Here is an 18,078-nt window from a genome sequence, read left to right as displayed (position 1 = left end):
CACATTGACTGGTGACGCCACCTTGACAGGTGAGTACGTCACCAGTCAATGTGGTGACGTGTTCACCTTTCTCAGCGGGAGCCTGAGCCTGGACCTCACCACCACCCTGCAAGTGCGGCACCGCGACGAACCAAGGGAACTGCTCGTCAGTCCGGCCGACGTCACCCAGTGGCTCGATCAGGCCGGGCTGAGCGGCGGGATCACCGTGGACGCGGACGGACTTCATCGCACGATCGCCCTGCGCGAACTCGTCGACCGTCTCTGCCGAGGTGCCGGCAGCGACGAGGATCGCGTCGCACTCAACGCCACCGCGGCGGCTCCTCCGCTGGTGCCGCAGTGGACCGGCTCCGTGCTCCGGTTCCACGGCGACCTCACCCACGCGCTCTCGACCCTCGCCCGGGACGCGCTCCTGCTCCTGGCGGGTCCGCAGGCCGCCCGCATCCGCGAATGCGACCACTCCGACTGCAGCCGGCTGTTCCTCGACGCCTCCCGCTCCGGCCGCCGCCGCTGGTGCGGGATGAGCGCCTGCGGTACCAAAGTGAAGTCCGCCGACTACCGTCGCCGCAAAGCCGGAAAACTCTGACGAACCGGCTGATCGTCCCCGCCGTCGCGCCGACCCGATCGAAACCACGGGTCGTGCTACTCCCCACGACCGATCGGGTTCATCTGAGACGACGAGTGTCGCCTCAAGACCACGGGAACGATCGAGGAGCGGCTAGAGGCCTGGCTGACTTCGGCCAGCCAGGCCGTTTCGGCGTCGAAGTCCTTCTTCCGGCGCAGTCGCGGCGCCTGGGGCGCGGATGACGCGACAGACCTGCCGCTGGAATGCGCGGCGACCGCGGCGGCGATGAGTGCCGCCTCGGCGACCGCTTGCGCGTCGTCCTCCGTCAACCCGGATCGCATCGCTTCTTCTTTGGTGACGCGGATCGTGTTCTCGTCGAGGTGGTCGCGCAGCGGACCGACCGGCGCGTCGCGGATACCGATGACCCGGTGTGGCGTAGCCGGGAGTGACGGCCGCGTGGGGCCGCCACCGAAACGGCTGCGACCGACGCTCTCCCGGATCGTCACCGCTTCATGGCCCAAGCCGAGACCGCAGGACTCGACGCGACCGAAGCAGAGTGGCTACAGCTCGAAGTCGAGCGCTATCTGGCCATCACAGGCGGACGGCGGATCGCGCCCACCAAGATCGACGTCAAGGGGGAGCGGAGGTTCGGATCGCCTTGCCGGACGAGACGAGTCCTCGCGAATTCGGCCCTTCGCCCGGAATCGCGAAAATCCCGGGGCCTTGTGACGGAGGAACCGCCTACGGTCACTTCTGCGCGTACTCGGGCACCTTCGGCAGTGGAAGCCGGATCGACCTGTATCGCTGCGACATCTACCGGATCCCGTGGAGTTCACCGGGGTCCTGGGGGAACAACCAGACGAACGGCACGGTCGCGCTCTTCCTCGGCAACTCCGGACTGCCCATCGATGCCAGCCGAGCCCCGTCCGGCAACCACGTCTACGACTGGACTCCGGTCCACGACGTGATCGACTGCTGACTGCGCCGACGAACCGAATCGGCCCCGTGGGCTGCTGACCGAGCGGGGCCGGGCCTACCTGTGGTTCGGTGAGGCGCTGGGCAACCCGACCCTGGTCGGTGACCTGGCCGAAGAGACCGGTTACGAACTCGACGTCCTCAAGAAGATCGAGATGTCGGAGATCCCCGACGCGCTGGCCGGCGCGTTCCCGATGGACCTGGTCAGCGGAGACGGCGAGGTGAACGGGCTGCCGGTCACCGCCAGCCGCGGCCGGTTGTGCGGCTTCGCGCAGGCGGCCATCGACAGAGACCGGTGAACTCGTGGCCACGCACGCCCCGTGGGGAGAACCCGAAAGCCAGGAAGCCGACCTGCCGACAGGTCCCTTTTTCCAGCCGAACGTCCCCGACCTCCCTCCTGCCGTGCGGGAGCTGCAGAACAGGTGCCCCGTGTCCCGGTTTCGGACCATGGTCGGTGACGAAGCGTGGATGGTCACGCGCTTCGACGAGGCGAAGCGTCTCTTCACCGACTCGAGACTGACTCGGTCCCACCCTGACCCGGGAAAGGCGCCGAAGGTCACCAACTCCGCCCTGGTCGATGGTTCGGAGTGGGAGTACGAGGATATCAGTCCGAACTGGACAACGAGGCTGCGATGCGGGTGCTGTTGTCGAAGTCCTTTTCGGCCAAGCGCATGGCCGCGCTGAAGCCCTGGATCGAAGGACTGGCGGACGATCTGCTGTCGGCGATGGCCGAACAAGATTCGCCGGTGGATCTGATCGCATCACTGGCGGGTCCGCTGCCGACACTGGTCATCTTCGAATTGCTCGGTGTGCCGCGAACCGAGCGCGAGCAATTCAAGGCGTGGTCGGTGCAGGGCGCCGACCCGGCTGACGCGCGGAGCTCCCGTGTGGCGATGGAGAATCTCTTCGCCGGGATGAGGAAGTTGCTGGAACGCAAGCGAACCGAACCGGCGCAAGCCGTTCTGTCGGATCTCGCCGCCGCGTGTACGGCAGGCGCGCTGACGATGCCGGAGGCGAGCACGATGGCGAGCGGCCTGCTGTTCGCCGGGAACGGGACCACGGCCGACGTCATCCAGTGGGGTGCCCTGCATCTTCTGACCAACCCGCGGCAACGTGAAGCCTTGCAACGAGATCCTTCGCTGCTCGACTCCGCTGTCGAGGAGATACTCCGCCGCCGGATGACCGGCGGGGACACACTCGCGCACTACGCCGGTGCGGATATCGAGATCGGTGACGTGACCATCCGGTCCGGGGACGCCGTAGTGATCAATTTCGTCGGGGCCAACCACGACCCACGCGTGTTCTCCCGACCGGATCGCTTCGACATCACCCGGACACCCAACCCTCATCTGGCTTTCGGACACGGCAGGCACCTGTGCGTCGGCCGGAGCCTGGCTCGCAGCGAGCTCCGGGTGGTGTTCGGCAAGCTCTTCGAGAGGTTCCCGACGTTGCGCCTCGCGATACCCGTGAACGAGTTGCGGTCGAACGACAATCCGATTGTCGGCGGTCTGTGTGAGCTGCCGGTGGCGTGGTGACCATGTCCCGGCCTGTTCGAGAGGTACGGAAGATGACGCGACAGGATACTGCCCGAGTGATGGACATGGTGTTCGATTTCGTCCCGGCACAGATCGTGCGCACCCTGGCGACCCTCGACCTGGCCGAACGGCTCGCCGGGGGACCGGTCCCACTGGAAGAACTGGCGAAACTGACCGATTGCCACGAACCGTCGCTGCGGCGCCTGCTCCGTGGCGCCGTTTTCCTGGGGCTACTGATCAGGAACGAGGAGGGCGCCTACGAGCTCACCTCGGCCGGACAGCTGCTGCGGGCGGACGTAGCGGGCTCGGTGAAGTATCCGGCCCTGCAAATGGCCGGTGAGCCGACGTGGAGCGCATGCGGGAAGATCGAGCACACCGTGCGCACCGGTCAATCGGCGGTGCAGCACGTCTTCGGCCAGTCGAGTTACGCGTGGCTGGCGGACGATCCGGCCAGTCAGGCCCTGTTCTACCAGTGCTGCACGGAAGCGGCGCGGCAGGACGTGCCGGGACTCGTCCGGTCGCTGGACCTCGCGGGTGCCCATGACCTCGTGGACGTGGGCGGCGGTAACGGTGTTCTCATGGCAGGCCTGCTGGCCGGCAATCCCGGCCTCAGCGGCACCATCTTCGACCAGCCCGCCGGCCTGGAAACACTCAGGCCACGCTCGAAGACGCCGGGGTAGCCGATCGATGCACGCTGATCGCCGGAGACTTCCTCACCGATCCGCTGCCCGCCGGGCGCGGTGCCTACGTGGTCAAGAGCGCGCTGTGCGACTGGGGCGACGACGACGTCGTTCGCATCCTGCGCTCCTGTCGCCAGGCGATGGGTGCCGACAGCACGTTGTTCGTCATCGACATGGTCCTCCCGGACGGGGACACCCGGCCCGATCCGGTGGCCCTGATGAGTGACTTGTGCACGCTTGCCTGCGGTGGCGCCATCCGCACCGAGGGGGAGTTCGCCGCCTTGTTCGCCGAGGCCGGCCTGCGACCGGTGGAGATCAGTGGAAAGCAGACCGGAACCCATACGAACATCCTGCGTGCCGTCAAGGCCTGAGTCTCGGTTCGGCGCTGTTCACCAGGACGTCCCCCGCGCGGATATCGGCGGCGAGCCCGATCAGTGCCGGGTCGACCAACGCTGTCGATACCTCAGTTGGCAAGCTCCGTTCGTCGGGCAGGCCGTGAGCGCGATGCCTTGCGGACAACGGACCAGACGAGCGCGGCCATCAGCAGCCAAGGGCCCGCGACGATGAACGGGTCAAGCCATTGGTGTTTCACGTCGGCGCGCTTCTTGCCGAATCTCGACGAAATCCCGTGCCGGGTGAACTCGCTGAGCACACCGGTCTCGGTGATCGGGTTGTCCGGGCGCAGGGTGAGGAACGAGCGCAGGTGCTGCTCCCAAGCGTCCACGCGATCGGCGCCCAGCAGCAACAACCAGTGCGCGGCGCGTCCTTCGCTGTACTTACGGTACGAATACTTTCGCAGCGCGCCGGACAGGCCGTGCGGAGGGCACGAGGTGCCGAACACCGGGGTGAGGAATTTGTGCTCGATCGACCGTTCCCGCGGCCATTTCTCCGGCTGCCGTTCGGGGAATTCACCGGGTACGCCAGTACCTTCCCCGCGGTCGAGTTTCGGTACGGACGGACGGTCTTCGCGGTTCAGGTCGGCACCCCAGCCGGGAATGCGCGCACGTAGTTGTTCACTCGATTCGGTGAGCGCGGGACGCTCGGGCGTGTAAGGCATGGCGAGTTCCCTTTCAACCGGCGTTCGGGACGACGAGCGGCTTGATGCAGCCGTCGAGTTTCGCGGAGAACATGTGGTAGCCCTCGGCGATGTGTTCGAGCGGAATCCGATGGGTGATGATCTCGCTGGGCTTGAGGTAACCGGCGCGGATGTGCTCGAAAAGCCGCGGCCACTGCCGTTTGACGTGACACTGGTTCATCCGCAGGGTGAGTCCTTTGTTCATGGCGTCACCGAACTTAACCGCGCTGAACATCGGGCCGTACGCGCCCATGACGGAGACGGTGCCTCCCTTGCGTACCGAGTCGATGGCCCAGTTGAGCGCTACCGGCGAGCCGCCCTGCAATTTCAATTTGGCCGCGGTCACGTGCTGGATGAAGTTGCCGTCGGCTTCGGCGCCGACCGCGTCGATCGCGACGTCCGCGCCGAGGTGATCGGTCACCTTTTTCATATGCACGACGATGTCGTCGTACTCGGCGAAATTGTAGGTCTCGGCGTGTGCGAAGGCGCGGGCCTTTTCCAGCCGGTACTCGAGGTGGTCGATGACGATCACCCGGCCCGCACCCATCAGCCAGGCGGATTTGGCGGCGTAGAGGCCCACCGGCCCGGCGCCGAAGACGACCACCACGTCGTTTTCGACTATGTCACCGAGCTGCGCGCCGAAGTATCCCGTGGCGAGCGCGTCGGTGAGCATCACCGCGTCCTCCTCGTCCATCCAGTTCGGGATGACGACAGGCCCCACGTCGGCGAAGGGAACCCGCACGAACTCGGCCTGCCCGCCGTCGTACCCGCCACAAGTGTGGGAATAGCCGTAGATCCCACCGACAGCCGTGGCGTTCGGGTTCACGTTATGGCAGTTGGCGTACAGCCCGCGCGCACAGAACCAGCAGGTGCCGCAGAAGATGTTGAACGGCACCATCACGCGGTCTCCCCGCTGGAGGTTCCGCACACCGGGACCGACCTCTTCCACCACGCCGATGAACTCGTGCCCGAAGGTCATGCCGACCCGCGTGTCCGGCATCATCCCGTGGTACAGGTGCAGATCCGAACCGCAGATCGAGGCCAGTTCGACCCGGACGATCGCGTCGCCGGGATGCTCGATGACGGGCATGTCCTTCTCTTCGACCCGCACCTTGTACGGCCCTCGATACACCATCGCGCGCACCTGTTCCTCCTTCGGTAGAGCCTCCGTCACCGGATACCCAGCCCGCTCCCGGATAACCGCCGTCGCAATCGGGCTGTGCTTCCTCCGGCGGCCGAGCACACGAGGTGACGTGGTTGAACTGTCAGGCGCGGGTAGGCCGTGCGGTAGGTCGCGCTGCGTGTCGACGATGACGCCGCCGGCCAGGGCGCCACAACCGATGGACAGGTTGAACATCGCCACCCACAGCGATGGGGCCTTCATGTACCCCCACGGTCGCCCCAGGCGCACCGGCGCAGCCGACGAAATCCGACCCTCACCCTGCCGAAGTGCGTGCGGGTATCCTTCCGTGCCTTCAGCGCAGGGATTCAGCCGCGCCAGTTCGCCGGCCATACCTGGTCAGGTAGGTCATCGCGCCGGGAAGTCAGGCGAACCCGGCGCGTCGTGCTGCCAGGTGCGCGCGCTCGACCTCGTTGCCGCACAGGGCGATCGCGGTGTCGAAGGAGCGCACCGCTTCATCGATTCTGCCGGCGCGGGCGAACAACTCGGCGCGGACAGCCGGCAATCGGTGGCCAGGGAGCGCGATCCCGGCGAGGGCCGCCAGCCCGGCATCCGCGCCGGCCGTCTCGGCGACCGCGACAGCGCGGTTGAGCCGGACGACTGGCGAGTCGGAGAGGCTGAGCAGCTCGTCATATCGCTGCACGATTCGACCCGACGCCGTGTCCGCTGCGAACGGCGCGATGGCGTGCTCCGCCGCGATCATCGCCTGCAGCAGATAGGGCGCCGGCGGAGCCTCGGCCAAAGGCTCCAGGAGTCCGAGCGCCTCGACTATCTCGTCCTGTCGCCACAACCCGCGGTCCTGCGCGGGCAGCAGCACGAGCTCCCCAGCGCGGATGCGAGCAGTTCGACGCGAGTGCTGGATCAGCATGAGCGCGAGCAGAGCGTCGAGCTCTGTGTCCACCACGGGAATAAGGGAGCGAAGTACACGGACCAGCCGGATCGCCTCGCCCGCGAGGTCGGTGCGTACCACGTCGGAGCCCGAAACCGGCGCATAACCGGCCGTGAACGCCAGGTACGAGACCTCGGCAACGACCGCCACCCGGCTCGGCGGCTCCGCAGGCGCGGGGATGGTGAAGCTCGCGCCGGCCAACTTGCGCCGGGCCCTGGTCAAGCGCGCGGCCATCGTCGGCGTGGACAGGAGAAACAAACGGGCCACATCCGCGGTGGACACACCCAGCACCAGCCGCAGGGTCAGCGCGGCCGCCGCCTCGCGTGTCAGCCGGGGATGAGCGCAGAGCAGCACCAGTCGCAACCGCTCGTCGAGCAGTTCGTCACCGGGGTTCGCCATCACTCGTTGTGACGCCGCGGCGAGTTCCGCGTCGACCGCCAAGAGCGGCATTCGGCGAACCAGCGCCTCCTCGGAGCGGAGACGATCGGAGATTCTTCGGCGTGCTGCCGTGAGCACCCAGGCCGCAGGGTTGTCGGGGACGCCGTCATCCGGCCAGGTGCGAGCGGCGGCCTCGAAAGCATCGGCGAGCCCGTCCTCGGCCAAGTCGAGCCGGCGGTACCGCGCAACGAGCAGGGCCAGCAAGCGACCCCACTCGTCACGCAGCAACCGCTCGAGTCTGAGCAGGGTCAATCCCCGGCGTTGTCGCTGTGGTCGACGGCTGTCCGCACCTCGATCGCACCGTCGGGCTCCGCGAGTACTCCGCAGATCTCGAGCAGATCCTCGAGATCGTCGCTCTCGACAAGGTAGAAGGCCCCGAGCTGCTCGACGGTCTCCGCATACGGGCCGTCGGTCACCACCTTGCCGTCGTCACCTTTGGTGACCGTCCGTGTCGTGTGTGACGGCATCAACTCCTGACCGCCGGCGAGTTCGTGGCCACGCGAGGCGAGCAGGCGTGCGAATTCCTCGTGCTTGGCGAAGACGGAGACCTCGCCAGGCACAAGGGGCTGCCCGGAGTCGATGCCGTTCCGTACCTGTGGTGCGGCGGAGAGTGGACCGCGGTCGCACTGCCGCTCTCGGACGTACGCGCGGCGGACGAGGCGCTGATGACGGCCGATGGCCTGTTCGCCGAGGTGGATGCCGAGTGACGACCACGATCCCGTCTGGCATCAAGAACTGGGCACGTCTGTCAGGTCCTGCGGACGTGCTCGCCACCGTCCACAACCGGGCCAGGCGCGGACACCGCACCGAAACGGGAACTCTCACCGGTGTTGCGCTGAGCGTGGAGCAGCGGCGGGAGGTTGCGCTGATGCTCGGTACGCGGTGGGAACTGTCCGGTAAACCCGTTCGTCTTCAAGACCTCGCTGCGAAGCTGGCCGAACACCACCTGACCGTGCTCGGACTCGTCGAGGCACTGCACGGAGAACAGATCGAACCAGACAAGGCACGTCGCAGCCGAGCCCAAGCCGACGCAACCGCTGAGCGCGACCGCGCGGCTGCGCACCTGACCAAGGTGGGCTTAGCCGCAGACGTGGCGGGAAGGTGGTTGCTCGACGCAGGACTACCTCGGCCAGGCTCGGGTGAGCTCCAGACCCTCGCCGAACAAACGGCGACCGTCTTGGTTGAACTGCGGGGCACCGGCAGCGGGACACGGCTCGCTCAACTTGCCGCAGGCACTCTGCACGATGCCCACGCGCTCGATGCCGATCGACAACTGGGTCGTGGAGTGGCCCGTCTCCTCGCGCTCCTGCACGACTTGCCCCGACCGCAACGCGCGGGCCGAGCCTGGCGCGCGGCATGGGCCGCCGCGGGGGTGATGTGCGATGGAGTGTCCTCTCGCGTGCTGGTGCTGAACCTCCCGCTGACCGGTGAATCTCCGGCTGCACGGCTCTGCGCCGCCGCTCCCGGCGAGCCCGTCTGGCTGACGCTCCGTTCGCTCACGGGCACCTGGACCACATCCGCGAGCGATGTCTTCGTGTGCGAGAACCCCACGATCGCTGAAGCTGCCGCCGATGCTCTTGGCGTGGATTGCCCACCACTGGTGTGTACCGATGGGATCGCCTCCGGTGCTGCCCTTGATCTCCTCGCCGGACTCGCTACCGCCGGCTGCGCGATCCACGCGCGGGCAGACTTCGACCCGGCCGGGTTCACCATTGCCGACCAGGTGCTTTCCGTGGCTCCCCGGTCAAGATCTTGGCGTTTCGATGCGAGAACGTATGCCGAGGAGTGCGGTTCGAGCGGTCATCGCGACGCGCCCGTCGATCTTGCGACCGCTGTCGGAGGACTACGGGACGTTCACGACCTCACGCGCATTGCGGTGCATGAAGAGCGCGTGCTCGCGTTGTTGATGGCTGACCTCGCGGCTGTAGCGCGCTCTGTTGATCAGTAGCCCCAGTAGACACTCTTGTTTCAGCCAGTAGAGCCCCCGTAGGAGACCAAGGGGAACAGGGCTGACCTGCAAGTTGCGTTTCCTCGCAAGATCAGCCCCATTAAGGGGACGGGGCTGACCTACGGAAATGCTTCATCATTGTGGTGCCCCCGGTGAGATTCGAACTCACACTGGACGGGTTTTGAATCCGTTGCCTCTGCCAGTTGGGCTACGGGGGCGGTGCCCGGTGAACTTTACGGGATCACGGGAGTGCGCCGTTCGCCGGGCCCGGGGAGTGTGACGACCGTCTGACGTGGTGAACGCCATCTAGCCGTCTGGATCGTTCCCGGTAGGCTTCAGGTTCGCGGCAAGCCCGCGAGCTGAACTGCCCGACGACCTTCAGGAGGACCCCGGTGACCGAGCAGGCTGCCGAGGCCAATGGTGCCGTCGCCGCACCCCAGCGGCGGGTGCTCGTGGCCGAAGACGAGGCCCTCATTCGTCTGGACCTCGTCGAGATGCTGCGCGAAGAGGGCTACGAGGTGGTCGGCGAGGCCGGTGATGGCGAGCAGGCCATCAACCTTGCCACCGAGTTGAAACCCGATCTGGTGATTCTCGACGTCAAGATGCCCAAGCTCGACGGGATCGAGGCCGCCTCCAGGATCACCGGTGACCGGATCGCGCCCGTGGTCATTTTGACCGCGTTCAGTCAGCGTGACCTGGTCGAGCGGGCGAGGGACGCGGGCACGATGGCGTACCTGGTCAAGCCGTTCGCCAAGCGCGACCTGGTGCCCGCGATCGAGTTGGCCGTGAGCCGGTTCGCCGAACTCCAGGCCCTCGAGTCCGAGGTCGCGGGTCTCACGGACCGGCTCGAGACGCGCAAGGTCATCGACCGTGCCAAGGGACTGCTGATGAGCCGCCAGGGGCTCACCGAGCCGGACGCGTTCCGGTGGATACAGCGCACCGCGATGGACCGCCGGACCACGATGAAGGCGGTGGCCGAGGCCGTCGTCGAGAGTATCGGCTGACGTCGGCTTTCGGTCGTGACGTGCGGACGCGCAGATTCCGCCGGTGGGTGAGAATGTCGTAGTGGTCGGGGAAGCCGAGGAAACCGACGTGGTCGACGCGTGTCCTCGGCTTCGTCTCGTGGTGGCCGGTCGTGACGGGCTCGGGTACCTCGACGGCGCGGACGCACCGGCCGGCGAACGGTTCGGGACTCGGTTCCGATCGTCACGGTGATGTGCGAGCGTCTACTATGGACAGTGCGTCGAGACCGCTGTCGCGCACGGCTTCCGCGAACTCACGAAGCAACCCGGCGTACTCGTGCCACAGCGACCGGCGAGCAGTTCCGCGCGCCGAACTGACTCCACGGCAGGCGCCGTCGGGCCGATCCGCAGGGGCGAGGCTCGGCCGGCGTCGCGACCGGATGGGCCTGGTACGACCAGGCCGCATCCGTAGGCGAGCACCACGAGCAGCGCCAAATCCGCTGTGCGGGAACGGCTTCACCGTCAAGCCGGCTGGGCGTCCACCGGTCGCTCGCTCAAGCCGCGTGTGGTGACGACGCGCGCACTGCCGTCGGCCAGGTGGTAGGACAGTCCGGCGACAGCGGTTTCCCCGGCGGCGATCTTGTCGCCGAGCAGCCGCGAGCGGTCGACCAGGAGGTCGACGGTGTGCCGGATGTGCTCGTCGATGATCTCGTCGTCGCCGGTGAGCCCGGCGGCGCGGGCGGCGAGGACGCTCGGGGTGACCCGTTCGATGACATCGCGGACGAAGCCGTTGGTGCCGAGTCCTTCGGTCAGTGCCGCGCGAGTCGCGGCGACGGCGCCACAGGAGTCGTGGCCGAGCACGACGACCAGGGGACAGCCGAGGATGCTGACGGCGTACTCGATGCTGCCCAGCACCTCCGACCCGGCGACGTGCCCGGCGGTGCGGACGACGAACAGATCGCCCAGCCCCCGGTCGAAGATGATCTCGGCGGCCAGCCGCGAGTCGGAACAACCGAAGAGGACAGCGAAAGGCCGCTGCCCCGGAGCTGTTTCGGCGCGGCGGACGGCGTCCTGGTTCGGGTGCTCCGGGGTGCCGGCGATGAAACGCCGGTTACCGGCGAGCAAAAGGTCGAAGGCCTCGGAAGGGCTCGGCGGCGCGTCGCTCATGAAACGGACATTACCGTCTGTCGTCGAGGACGGCAGAGCGTGTGGTCCGGGTCATACCGGCGGACGCCATCCGACGGCGGCACGCCTTGAGGCTTCACCAGGAAAGCGCGGCGTCGGTCCACGAAGGACCACGACGTTCGACGAACTCGGCCTGCACGGGCCGCTCGCCCGGTTCCGCCTCCGCTCGGCCTGTCCGGACCACGGGGCCGCCTCGCGTCATTGATCGAGTGTCGCGGCGACGGCGCGCATGGCGCGGCCGACGGCCTGGAGGTCGTCCGGCGCGATCACGTCCACGAAGTGTTCGCGGACGGTACGAAGGTTGTCCGGTGCCGCGCGGCGCAGGGTCTCGTGCCCTTTGTCGGTGAGCCGGGCGCGTACGCCGCGGCCGTCGTCGGCGGTCGATTCCCGCTGGACGAGGCCGCGGGTCTCCAGCCCGTTGATCCGATGCGAAAGCCGGCTGCGCGAGTAGTACGCCGATTTCGCCAGGTCCGCCATGCGCATCGACCGGCCGGTGGCTTCGGACAGTCGCACCAGGAGTTCGAACTCCGCCAGGGAAAGCCCGTGCTCCTCGCGCAATCGCCGGTCGAGCAGGTCGATGAAGCGCACCGATCCCTCGATGAACGCCCGCCAGTCACGCTGCTGGTCCGGGTCGAGCCAGTTGGTCACGGCGCTCACGATAACAGTTGACGCCTTCAATCACTTCGGCCTAGCTTTGGTTGAAGAATTCAACTAGATGAGGAGTGAGCGCGATGGCGAACGAAGCCTGGGTGGTGCGGGAGAAAGACGCGGAAGTCATCGAGAAGCCCGCGTTGTGGCTACTGGCCGACGGTGCGCACACGGGTGGGTTCCTCGGCGCGAACCGGCTGTCCCTGCGCGCCGGCGAACCCGGCACAAGACCGCACTATCACCAGAAATCCGCCGAAGCGTTCTACGTGCTGGAGGGAGCGTTGCGGATGCTGGTGGACACCGAGACGATCACGGTCGAGCGGGGTGGCTACGTCGTCGTCCCGCCGGGTGTCCGGCACGCCTTCGCCGCGCCACCGGACGTCGCCGCGGACGTCCTCATCACCTTGGCGCCCGGCGTCGACCGGTTCGGCTATTTCCGTGTCCTGCCCGAGATCCTGCGCGGGAACGTCGCGCCGGAGGAGGTCGAGCGCCTTCACGAACGGTATGACGTCCACTTCGTCGACGCGCCGGAATGGGACGAGTGCGGCCGGTAGCCGTTCGGTTCCGCGGAACATGCTTCGATATGGGACCACCGGTGAGGAGGCCCATGGCGAGCGAAAGCGAGGTCCACCGGCGGCCACTGACGAGTTACGTCGGCCGCGCGGACGACGAGAACGAGGTACGACGGCTGCTCGGCGCGGGACGCGCGGTCACCTTGACCGGGGCCGGTGGCGTGGGCAAGACCCGGTTGGCCGCTCAGGTGGCCAGTTCGCTCACCCGGACCTTCCCCGGTGGCGTGGCGGTCGCCGGATTGGGGGAGTTGCGGGACGAACGTCTCGTCGCACGCGCGGTCGCCGACGGCTTGGGCCTGCACGACACGGCGGGGCGGACCGACCGGGAAGCGGTCGTGTCGTACCTGCGGCCCCGGCGGTCGTTGCTGGTGCTGGACAACTGCGAACATCTTCTCGCCGGAAGCGCGGACCTGGTGACGGCGTTACTGCGCGACTGCCGCGACCTCGTGGTCCTGGCCACCAGCCGCTGCTCGCTGGGGGTGGCCGGCGAGCATGTCCTGACGATCCCGCCCCTGGCCGTACCCCACGAAGAGAACACGACCTCCCAAGAGGCGCTCACCTTCGGCGCGGTGCGGCTGTTCGCGGAGCGCGCCGCCGCCGTCCTGCCCTCGTTCGAGGTCACCGAAAGCAACGTCGCGGACGTCGTCCGCCTGTGCCGGCGGCTCGACGGTCTGCCGCTGGCGATCGAATTCGCGGCCGCCCGGATCCGGGTCCTGTCGCCGTCGCAGATCGCGGACCGGGTCGAGACCGACCCCGGTGTACTGGCCACCGGTCTCCGGGCGCCTGTCGAGCGGCATCGAACGCTGCGCGCCACCCTCGACTGGAGCCACTCCCTGTGCACCGCGACCGAACGGACCGTGTGGGCGTGCTGTTCGGTATTCGCCGGGCAGTTCGACCTGTCCGCGGTCGAGGACGTCTGCACCGGGGTCGGCGGGCTCGACACCACGGCCGTGCTGCACGCGGTGGACGGCTTGGTCGACAAATCGGTACTGTCCCGCGTCGACGGCACGGACAGGGTGCACTACCGGATGCTCCGGATCGTGCGCGAGTACGGCGGCGGGCGGCTCGCCGATTCCGGTGACGAGTTCGCCGTGGCGAGGAAGCATCGTGATCACTACGCCAGGCTGATCGGACAGGCCGCCGACACCTGGTTCGGGCCTGGGCAGGACGAGGCTTACGAACGCCTGAACGCGGCACACGCCGACATCCGCGAGGCGCTGTCATGGTCGCTCCGCACCCCTGGGGAAAGCCCGGTGGCGTTGGAGATGGCCACCGGCATGATCGAGTACTGGGTGGCCCGCGGCGCGGCCTGGGAACTGCGTGACTGGATCGATCGCGCGCTCGACGCGCTGACACCGGAGACCCGCGGGCGGGCACGGGGGCTGGCGATCGCGGCCCTGTGCGCCGCGCTGCACGCGGATCTGCCGCTCGCCCGGCAGCGGTTGACCGCCGCCGAGGCGATCGAAGACGACGAAGCCGTTCCGTACATCGCCCATGCGCGGGCATTCGTGCTGATGCTGTCCATGGAGCCCGATTCGCTGTCCCACGCGGCGGAGGCCGTGCGGATCTTCGGTGAGCGAGGCGACCTACGACGGCAGATGCACCCCATGTTCCTTCAAGGGGTCGTTCTGGCTCACCGAGGTGACCTTCCGGGAGCGCGGGCGCTGTTGGGTTCGATGCGCCTGCTGTGCGAGGAGGCGGGGGAGTACCGGTATCGCTCCATGGCCCTGTTCGGGCTGGGGGTCGCCGAGGTCTGCTACGGCGGCGACCTCGACGACGGCGAACGCTTCATCCGTGCCGCGCTGGAGATCGATCTCCGCGCGTCCGACGTGCTGTCCGCGGCGTACCGGGTGGACGGTCTGGCCTGGGTTTCCGCGCGGCGGGGGGAATGGACCCGGGCGGCGGAGTTGTTCGGAATCGCCGCCACGCTCTGGGAGCGCTGCAACGCCGTACCCGACGTCGCCGTCACCGCCACCCATACGACGTTCTCCGACGCCACCCGGAAAGCTTTGGGAGCCGGGAAGTTCGACGCCGCGTTCGCCGAGGGACGCCGCCGGAACCCGCATGACACCCTGACCGGCCCGCAGGTACGCCCGGAAACCCCGTCCGGCGTTCTCCCGCCACTGACACCGCGTGAGTCGGAGATCGCGCGGCTCATCGCGGCGGGGCTGAGCAACCGGGAGATCGCGGCGAGACTGGTCATCGCGCGGCGCACGGTGGAAACACATCTCCAGCACATCGCGCACAAGCTCGACTTCGCCAACCGGACCCAGCTGGCCGTCTGGGTCGAGCAGCGAGACGCCGCCCGCGGGCGGCCGTGACCCCGAAAGGGGTTCGCGGTCACGGCCGCCGGTGATCAGCCGATCGGGCAAGTTCCCCGGTACACGGCGATCTTCGGATCGTTCGCCGGAAGCGGGCACAGGAACCGTTCGTACCTGGTGTCTTCGTCCACGAAACGTTTCATCCACGAGATGCTGTACTTCGCGATGGTCACGTTCGGCTTCGTCGGCACCATGTGGCCTGCCCCGGCCAATAGCAGGTACGCCTTGTCCAACGGCTCGGGAAGGCTTTGGTAGAACGGGCGGGAATAAGTGCCGTCCGGCGCGATGAAGTCGTTCTGTGCGCTGACGACGAAGGTGGGGACCTTCACGTCGGAGAACGTCGTGTTCGGATTCCAGCCCGTCAAAGGGATCGCCGCCTTCAACGCCGGTGCCTTCTGCGACGCGATCAAGGCACCACCGCCGCCCATCGAATGCCCCATCACGGCGAGCCTGTTCCGGTCGACGCGGCTCTTGGCCTGACTCGTCTCGGTGACGTAGCGCAGTGCCGCGAGCAGTTGCTCGGACCGGTTGTCCGGGGTGTCCCAGGTGCTCTTCGTCGAGAACGTGATGACGACGAAACCCTGGGAGGCCAGACGCGGGCCGTACCACGCGATCGCCGCCTCCGATTCCAGGAAACCGGGGGCGATCGCGATCGCCCCGAACGTGCCCTGGCCGGTGTCGGTCGGATAGTGGATCGTCCCGGCGCCGAACCCCTGTCCGGCCGGGACCTTCTCGGTGGCGATCTCGAACGATCCGCGGTCCGCTTCGATCGTGGCGGTCGTCGGCGCGGGGCCGCGGGCATAAGGACTTTCCTCGGCGGCGGCCGGTACCGCCACCAGGAGTGCGGTCACCGCGCCGACGACCGCGACGGCCCACTGTGGTCCACGCTTCATTGCGCTTGTCCTCTCGGGAGAACCGCTCCGAGACTGGAACGGGCTCCCAGATATAGCGGGGCCGCGGCCGGGTGCGCGTCGTGGAAAATACTGAGAGGCGGAGACCTCCTCGGGACGGTTTCCCGAAATTGTCATGGGAAAGGGAATTCGGCGGCGTTCGAATGTCATGCCGGTGCTCGGGTTCAAGGGGTGAACCGGCGACACTGCGGTTTCGGTTCGGGAAGCCTCGGCCTCGAACAGGGAACCGACCAGGCGGCCGCGAGGCCGATCGGCTGACGCCGCTCACTCGCGATCGTCAGCTACGCGGCCATCGCGCGAGGGAAGTCCTTGCGCTTGATCTTGGCCCGCCGCCCGTCCGGATGGTGGAAGACGATGCCTTCGGCCGGATGCCCCGGGGAGAACCGGCTGTCCAGTGTGGCGAGGAAGTCCCGGAGTCCGTGGTAGCTGCGCGGTACCTCGGGCAAGGCAGGTGCCTGGAAGTTGAAGGGCACGCACCGATGCTCTTCCAGCCCAAGGGGATTGTCCTGGATACGGGGTCCGAGTGCCTCGCTCGGATGTTCCCCGTCCGGCCAACCGGAGACGTCGGTGTTCCCGGCCGCCGCGAGGATCCACTTGTCGTCGGCGGATTCGCTGTCGGTGTCCACGTACCAGCCGTCCACGATGCCCTGCTGTTTCTGCGCCTTGCTCGGATTGCGGCGTTTCTCGACCCGGACCACCTGACCCGCGCGCACGGTCAGCCGGACGTTGGTGCCGTCAAGTTTCTCGGTGCCGACCCCGGCGCCTTCGAACACCCACGCGCACTCGGCCCGGGGTCTGTCGACGACGTGGAAGCGCTCATCGCGCTCGAAAAGCGTGGGGATCTTCTCCATGGCGGTCTTCCCTTTCACGACTTGCCCGACGAGTTCCTCCGGAGTGATGGCGCCGGCGGCCAGGCCGCCGGCGAGCGCCCGTATCAGCTCCGCCACGGAAACGTCGGCTTCGACCGCCACATGCTTCAACGCCTTCTTCTCTTCCGGGGAGATCCAGGCGACCAGCCGTGACCATCCCTCGGGAGGCGTCCATCGGGCAAGCGTCGCCGGATCCTTGCGCGGCCTGCCCCGCCCTCGCACCTGTTCCACGGGCCGAACCGTAGCCAATCGCGAGCGTTTGTGTCAATTGGCATAACAAAAATAGCAGTGCGGCGCACCGAAGCTTCTTGCGTGGTGACGCTGGGTGAAGGAAGTGCGAACGAGGACGTTGGGTGTTCCTGTTCCCCCCTCGGCGAGGCACACCGGTTCCCCGAAGGCATGGGGTCGCCGCGGCTCGACGCCACCGATCCCGGCGAGACCTGAAAGGGGCTGGTGTTCCGTTTCCGGACGATCTCGCCGTTCGATCGCGCCGCACTCGACCGGCCGGAGTCGCTCAGGGGGCGGGGCGGAGTTCCAGCGTGCAGCATTTGACGCTTCCGCCGCCCTTGAGCAGCTCCGAAAGATCGGCGCCGATCGGTTCGAAGCCGCGCTCGCGCAACTGCGCGATCAGGCCCGTCGCGGCCTGCGGCAGGACGACGTGCCGTCCGTCGGAGACGGCGTTCAGGCCGAACGCCGCGGCGTCGGCGGCCGAGGCGAGGATGGCGTCCGGGTACAGCTCTTCGAGCCGCTGCCGGCTTTCTTCGGTGAAGGCCTGCGGGAAGTACATGACCAGGCCGTCGTCCAAAACGGTCAGCGCGGTGTCGAGATGGTAGTACCGCGGGTCGGTCAAGGTCAGTCCCACCACCGGCACCCCGAAGAACTCGGCGCCCTCGTCGTGTGCGCGGCGATCGCTGCGGAAACCCGAACCCGCCAAGATCCGGGAACCCGCGACCAGGAAATCTCCTTCGCCCTCGTTGTGCCACCTGGCCTGCCGCACGTCGCGGTAACCGTTTTCGGTGAACCAGTTCAGGTACGCCGCGGATTCCCGGCGGCGGTGCCGGTGGTGGAAGTGCGCGACCAGCACCTTGCCGTTCAGCACGGTGGCACCGTTGGCCGCGTACACCATGTCCGGCAGGCCCGGCACCGGGTCGAGCAGGTCGACTCGGTGGCCCAGTTCGACGTAGAGGTCGCGCAACCATTCCCATTGGGTGATCGCGAGCCGGGTGTCGGTGGGTTTGCCGGGATCCATCCACGGGTTGATCGAGTACTCGACGTCGAAGTAGGCCGGCCGGACCATGAGGTAGTGCCGCATGTGTTCTCCCCCGGAG

At 67.5% G+C, this 18,078-nt stretch carries 21 protein-coding genes and 1 tRNA gene; 11 read left to right on the top strand and 11 right to left on the bottom strand.

The features are described from left to right. Positions 1-58 precede the first annotated feature (58 nt). On the top strand, positions 59-583 hold the full coding sequence (locus P3102_RS25215; RefSeq protein WP_276362289.1) for an ABATE domain-containing protein: 525 nt from the start codon (positions 59-61) through the stop codon (positions 581-583). A gap of 56 nt (positions 584-639) precedes the next feature. On the opposite strand, the gene P3102_RS25210 is transcribed toward P3102_RS25215, so the two are convergent. Continuing rightward, a complete protein-coding gene (locus P3102_RS25210; protein WP_276362287.1) occupies positions 640-1,068 on the bottom strand; it encodes a DUF6545 domain-containing protein in 429 nt (142 codons plus the stop codon). A gap of 152 nt (positions 1,069-1,220) precedes the next feature. On the opposite strand from P3102_RS25210, the gene P3102_RS25205 reads away from it, so the two are divergent. The 5 genes from P3102_RS25205 to P3102_RS25185 all read left to right on the top strand — a co-directional run bounded on the left by P3102_RS25205 (position 1,221) and on the right by P3102_RS25185 (position 4,123). Next, entirely contained in the window at positions 1,221-1,541 is a 321-nt protein-coding gene (locus P3102_RS25205; RefSeq protein WP_276362286.1) for a hypothetical protein, read from the top strand. Positions 1,542-1,692: 151 nt separating this feature from the next. Next, entirely contained in the window at positions 1,693-1,836 is a 144-nt protein-coding gene (locus tag P3102_RS25200; RefSeq protein WP_276362284.1) for a hypothetical protein, read from the top strand. Between the two features lie 333 nt (positions 1,837-2,169). Then, positions 2,170-3,072, top strand: coding sequence for a cytochrome P450 (locus tag P3102_RS25195; RefSeq protein WP_276362283.1), 903 nt, complete (start codon positions 2,170-2,172; stop codon positions 3,070-3,072). Positions 3,073-3,104: 32 nt separating this feature from the next. Then, positions 3,105-3,752, top strand: coding sequence for a methyltransferase (locus P3102_RS25190; protein ID WP_276362281.1), 648 nt, complete (start codon positions 3,105-3,107; stop codon positions 3,750-3,752). Between the two features lie 14 nt (positions 3,753-3,766). Further along, a complete protein-coding gene (locus P3102_RS25185; protein ID WP_346660200.1) occupies positions 3,767-4,123 on the top strand; it encodes a methyltransferase in 357 nt (118 codons plus the stop codon). A 92-nt stretch (positions 4,124-4,215) separates the two neighbouring features. On the opposite strand, the gene P3102_RS25180 is transcribed toward P3102_RS25185, so the two are convergent. The 4 genes from P3102_RS25180 to P3102_RS25165 all read right to left on the bottom strand — a co-directional run bounded on the left by P3102_RS25180 (position 4,216) and on the right by P3102_RS25165 (position 7,894). Beyond that, positions 4,216-4,809, bottom strand: a complete 594-nt coding sequence (locus P3102_RS25180) for a hypothetical protein (RefSeq protein WP_276362280.1) — start codon at positions 4,807-4,809, stop codon at positions 4,216-4,218. A gap of 13 nt (positions 4,810-4,822) precedes the next feature. Then, on the bottom strand, positions 4,823-5,962 hold the full coding sequence (locus tag P3102_RS25175) for a zinc-dependent alcohol dehydrogenase (protein WP_276371344.1): 1,140 nt from the start codon (positions 5,960-5,962) through the stop codon (positions 4,823-4,825). 409 nt (positions 5,963-6,371) lie between these two features. Then, on the bottom strand, positions 6,372-7,562 hold the full coding sequence (locus P3102_RS25170; protein WP_276362278.1) for a DUF6596 domain-containing protein: 1,191 nt from the start codon (positions 7,560-7,562) through the stop codon (positions 6,372-6,374). 20 nt (positions 7,563-7,582) lie between these two features. Then, positions 7,583-7,894, bottom strand: a complete 312-nt coding sequence (locus P3102_RS25165; RefSeq protein WP_276362277.1) for a YciI family protein — start codon at positions 7,892-7,894, stop codon at positions 7,583-7,585. Between P3102_RS25165 and P3102_RS25160 the strand changes: the two genes are divergently transcribed. Together P3102_RS25160 and P3102_RS25155 are read left to right on the top strand one after the other, a co-directional pair. Then, positions 7,826-8,041: a hypothetical protein gene (locus P3102_RS25160; protein WP_276371651.1), complete on the top strand. Its 216-nt coding sequence runs from the start codon at positions 7,826-7,828 to the stop codon at positions 8,039-8,041. The genes P3102_RS25165 and P3102_RS25160 overlap by 69 nt on opposite strands. Further along, positions 8,038-9,282: a DUF2399 domain-containing protein gene (locus tag P3102_RS25155; protein ID WP_276362275.1), complete on the top strand. Its 1,245-nt coding sequence runs from the start codon at positions 8,038-8,040 to the stop codon at positions 9,280-9,282. The genes P3102_RS25160 and P3102_RS25155 overlap by 4 nt, the downstream gene beginning before the upstream one ends. A gap of 141 nt (positions 9,283-9,423) precedes the next feature. Here the strand turns inward: P3102_RS25155 and P3102_RS25150 are convergent. Next, positions 9,424-9,500: transfer RNA gene (locus tag P3102_RS25150), tRNA-Leu, on the bottom strand. Between the two features lie 174 nt (positions 9,501-9,674). Here P3102_RS25150 and P3102_RS25145 point away from each other — a divergent pair. Further along, positions 9,675-10,286, top strand: coding sequence for a response regulator (locus P3102_RS25145; protein WP_276362274.1), 612 nt, complete (start codon positions 9,675-9,677; stop codon positions 10,284-10,286). A gap of 480 nt (positions 10,287-10,766) precedes the next feature. Here P3102_RS25145 and P3102_RS25140 read toward each other — a convergent pair whose 3' ends face one another. Together P3102_RS25140 and P3102_RS25135 are read right to left on the bottom strand one after the other, a co-directional pair. Continuing rightward, the gene (locus tag P3102_RS25140) at positions 10,767-11,411 is read right to left on the bottom strand and encodes a carbonic anhydrase (protein WP_276362272.1); all 645 of its coding nucleotides are present in this window, start codon (positions 11,409-11,411) and stop codon (positions 10,767-10,769) included. Positions 11,412-11,627: 216 nt separating this feature from the next. Further along, positions 11,628-12,077: a MarR family transcriptional regulator gene (locus P3102_RS25135; RefSeq protein ID WP_276362271.1), complete on the bottom strand. Its 450-nt coding sequence runs from the start codon at positions 12,075-12,077 to the stop codon at positions 11,628-11,630. An 83-nt stretch (positions 12,078-12,160) separates the two neighbouring features. On the opposite strand from P3102_RS25135, the gene P3102_RS25130 reads away from it, so the two are divergent. Then, entirely contained in the window at positions 12,161-12,631 is a 471-nt protein-coding gene (locus tag P3102_RS25130) for a cupin domain-containing protein (RefSeq protein WP_276362270.1), read from the top strand. A 53-nt stretch (positions 12,632-12,684) separates the two neighbouring features. Further along, a complete protein-coding gene (locus P3102_RS25125) occupies positions 12,685-14,970 on the top strand; it encodes a LuxR C-terminal-related transcriptional regulator (RefSeq protein WP_276362268.1) in 2,286 nt (761 codons plus the stop codon). A 35-nt stretch (positions 14,971-15,005) separates the two neighbouring features. Here P3102_RS25125 and P3102_RS25120 read toward each other — a convergent pair whose 3' ends face one another. The 3 genes from P3102_RS25120 to ddaH form a co-directional block, all read right to left on the bottom strand. After that, the gene (locus P3102_RS25120; protein ID WP_276362267.1) at positions 15,006-15,863 is read right to left on the bottom strand and encodes a dienelactone hydrolase family protein; all 858 of its coding nucleotides are present in this window, start codon (positions 15,861-15,863) and stop codon (positions 15,006-15,008) included. A 299-nt stretch (positions 15,864-16,162) separates the two neighbouring features. Beyond that, the gene (locus P3102_RS25115; RefSeq protein WP_276362265.1) at positions 16,163-16,981 is read right to left on the bottom strand and encodes a hypothetical protein; all 819 of its coding nucleotides are present in this window, start codon (positions 16,979-16,981) and stop codon (positions 16,163-16,165) included. Positions 16,982-17,264: 283 nt separating this feature from the next. Beyond that, positions 17,265-18,062: a dimethylargininase gene (gene ddaH / locus P3102_RS25110; RefSeq protein ID WP_276362264.1), complete on the bottom strand. Its 798-nt coding sequence runs from the start codon at positions 18,060-18,062 to the stop codon at positions 17,265-17,267. Positions 18,063-18,078 lie beyond the last annotated feature (16 nt).

Origin of the sequence: Amycolatopsis sp. QT-25 (assembly GCF_029369745.1) — a bacterium.
In the GTDB taxonomy this organism is placed as follows: Bacteria; Actinomycetota; Actinomycetes; order Mycobacteriales; family Pseudonocardiaceae; genus Amycolatopsis.
The sequence above is the reverse complement of the archived record's forward strand: the minus strand, read 5'-3'. Positions and strand labels throughout refer to the sequence as shown.